The 2747-nt window shown below is 71.4% G+C and carries 4 protein-coding genes and 1 tRNA gene; 3 read left to right on the top strand and 2 right to left on the bottom strand.

From position 1 onward, the window contains the following. A partial coding sequence (locus B4M60_RS12875; RefSeq protein ID WP_291084654.1) for an MFS transporter occupies positions 1-872 on the top strand: 872 nt, incomplete at its 5' end. Positions 873-893: 21 nt separating this feature from the next. Here the strand turns inward: B4M60_RS12875 and B4M60_RS12870 are convergent. Further along, positions 894-965: transfer RNA gene (locus tag B4M60_RS12870), tRNA-Gln, on the bottom strand. Between the two features lie 160 nt (positions 966-1125). On the opposite strand from B4M60_RS12870, the gene B4M60_RS12865 reads away from it, so the two are divergent. Continuing rightward, entirely contained in the window at positions 1126-1797 is a 672-nt protein-coding gene (locus B4M60_RS12865; protein ID WP_291084651.1) for a TetR/AcrR family transcriptional regulator, read from the top strand. Between the two features lie 29 nt (positions 1798-1826). Here the strand turns inward: B4M60_RS12865 and B4M60_RS12860 are convergent, their stop codons facing one another. Then, positions 1827-2393, bottom strand: a complete 567-nt coding sequence (locus B4M60_RS12860; RefSeq protein ID WP_291084648.1) for an HdeD family acid-resistance protein — start codon at positions 2391-2393, stop codon at positions 1827-1829. A 118-nt stretch (positions 2394-2511) separates the two neighbouring features. Here B4M60_RS12860 and B4M60_RS12855 point away from each other — a divergent pair. Further along, positions 2512-2747 (top strand): helix-turn-helix domain-containing protein (locus B4M60_RS12855; RefSeq protein ID WP_291084645.1); only part of this gene is annotated, 236 nt, incomplete at its 3' end.

Here is a 2747-nt window from a genome sequence, read left to right as displayed (position 1 = left end):
CGGACCAGCTGGCCTCGGCGAGCGCACTGATGATGACCGTCATGCAGTTCGGCGCGATCGTCGGGCCGGTCACCGCCGGCATCCTCATCCCCGTCGTGGGGTTGCAGTCGCTGTACCTGCTGACGGCCGTCGCGCTGCTGGCCACCCTGTACGCCGTGTACCGGCTGCCGCCGCAGCCCACGTCGGGCGAGCGGAGGTCCGCGGGCCTGCGGTCGGTGATCGACGGGTTCGCCTACCTCGCCACCCGCCGGATCCTGCTGGCCTCGTTCCTGGTGGACGTGATCGCCATGGTGTTCGGCATGCCGCGGGCCCTGTTCCCGCAGATCGCCACCGAGTCGTTCGGTGACCCGGCCTCCGGTGGGAGCGCGCTGGGCCTGCTGTTCGCCGCCATGAGCGTGGGTGCCGTGCTGGGTGGGGTGTTCTCCGGCTGGATCCCGCGGGTGCGGCGTCAGGGTCTGGCGGTGCTCGTGTGCGTCGCGCTGTGGGGACTGGCGATGGTGGCGTTCGGGCTGGTCGTGGGGGCGGCCTCGCCGGACGGGTCGGCCTGGTGGCTGTGGCTGGCCCTGCTCGCGCTGGCGTTCGGCGGTGCGGTGGACATGGTCTCCGCGGCCTTCCGGCAGGCGATCCTGCTCGACTCCGCGACCGACGAGATGCGCGGCCGCCTCCAGGGCGTGTTCATCGTGGTGGTGGCCGGCGGCCCGCGCCTCGGAGACGTCGCTCACGGCGTGGCAGCCGCGTCGGTGGGCACGGCCGTCGCCGCGGCGGGTGGTGGGGTGCTGGTGGTGATCGGCGTGGTGGTGGCCGCCGTCGCGTTCCCGGCCTTCCTGCGCTACACCGTCCGCAGCGCGGTCGAGCGTGGCACGAGGGGCTGAGGAAATGCCCTCTGACCTGCGCTCCCCCGCCAGGACTCGAACCTGGAATATCTGAACCAAAATCAGAAGTGTTGCCGATTACACCACGGGGGAACGGCCCGGTACGGGCCGCCCACATTCTGGCACACGTCGGGTCGGCCCACCGGCGGTGCCCGCCGGGTTACAGGTCCGGCCGCTGTCACCGACTAGCCTCAGATCAGGAACTGGAGGGTGGACCATGACGGGCGAGTCGATGCCGGCGCCGAGGACGAGGATGTCGGCCGTGAAGCGACGGCAGCAACTGGTCGAGGTGGGCCGTCGGATCTTTGCCGAATACGGCTACGACGCCGCGACGGTGGAGGAGATCGCGGCCGCCGCGAACGTCTCCAAGCCGGTGGTCTACGAGCACTTCGGCGGCAAGGAGGGCCTCTACGCGGTGGTCTGCGACCGCGAGCTGGCGTACCTGGGCGCGGAGATCACCGAGTCGCTCAAGGGCGAGGGGGCGCGGCGGCGGATCGAGCGGGCCGCCATGGCGCTGCTCCGGTACGTGGAGGAGCGGACGGACGGGTTCCGGATCCTGGTGCGGGAGTCGTCGACGGTCAGCGGGGGGTCCTACTCGACTCTGCTCAACGACGCCACGGCGAGCGTGACGTACATCCTCGAGGAGGAGTTCGTGGCCCGCGGGTTCGATCCCGTCACCACCAGCGTGTACGCGCAGGCGCTGGTCGGCATGGTCTCGGGGACCGCGCAGTGGTGGCTGGACGTGCGTCATCCCCCCAAGGAGGAGGTGGCCGCCCACATCGTCAACCTGTGCTTCAACGGGCTCTCGCACCTCGACCCGCTGCCGTCCCTCGAGAAGGACGTGTTGGACGAGTACACCTCTCCCAGTCGTCCGGAGGGTGACTCCGCCGGTCGGGACCTACGGCCGGGCCCGGGACGCCCCTAGCGCCCCGGGCCCGGATCCGGACGTACTGGTCAGGCCGCGGCGACCGGCGTCGCCGACAGTCGCGTCGCGTCGGACCGCAGCCGGAATGCGACGGCGGCCATGAGGGCGCCGACCGCCAGCCCGAACCATCCGGCGAACGTCACGAACGTGCCGATCGCGGACGGTCCGAACACCCCGAGCCCGAGCCCGAGCGCGATGAGCACCGCCCCGAGCGCCCCCATGATCCGCGAGTCGGAGATCTCCGGGCGCAGCGTCCGGGCGCCGTAGGCGACGAGCGCCCCCGAGGCCACCAGCCAGGCGGCGAACAGCAGCGTCAGGGCGGTCGCGGAGAGTCCCGGCCAGAACAGGACGAGCAGGCCCAGCACGATGAAGCCCGCGCCGGCGGCGAGCAGGCCGCTCCGGCCGCGGTACTCGTCAGGCAGGGCCAGGCCGGTGGTGACGGTCATCGCGCCGTCCCCGATCGCGAACGCGGCCACGAGGAAGGTCGCGAGCGTCATCCCGGTGCTGGGGGCCAGGAGGGCGGTGGCGCCCAGGCCGAACGCCAGTGCGCCGCGGATCAGCTGGATCCACCAGTTGCGGGTGAGAGAGTCGATCATGATGTCCACCTTTCGTGCGCCGGCGTCTGATCGCCGTGCGCTACTGTAATGATCACTACGGTAAATCGCGGGGTGCCCGGACGCAATGAGGTGCTCGACACAGGACAGGGAGGACCCGATGGCAGAGGACACGAGGAGCCCCGCCGCCAGGCGGACCCGCGCGAGGGGCCGCGAGTCCCGGCGGCGGATCATCGAGGCCGCGGCGGCCGTGGCCGGGGAGCGCGGGTACGAGGGAACCACGATCGCGCAGATCAGCAAGGCCAGCGGGCTTCCCGCCAGCTCGATCTACTGGCACTTCGCCGACAAGGACGCGCTCCTGGCCGCCGTGGTGGAGGAGAGCATCGAGCTGTGGCT

Origin of the sequence: Dietzia sp. UBA5065, from assembly GCA_002415925.1 — a bacterium.
Lineage (GTDB): Bacteria > Actinomycetota > Actinomycetes > Mycobacteriales > Mycobacteriaceae > Dietzia.
Note: the sequence above shows the minus strand (reverse complement) of the source record. Positions and strands in the feature narration are given on the sequence as shown.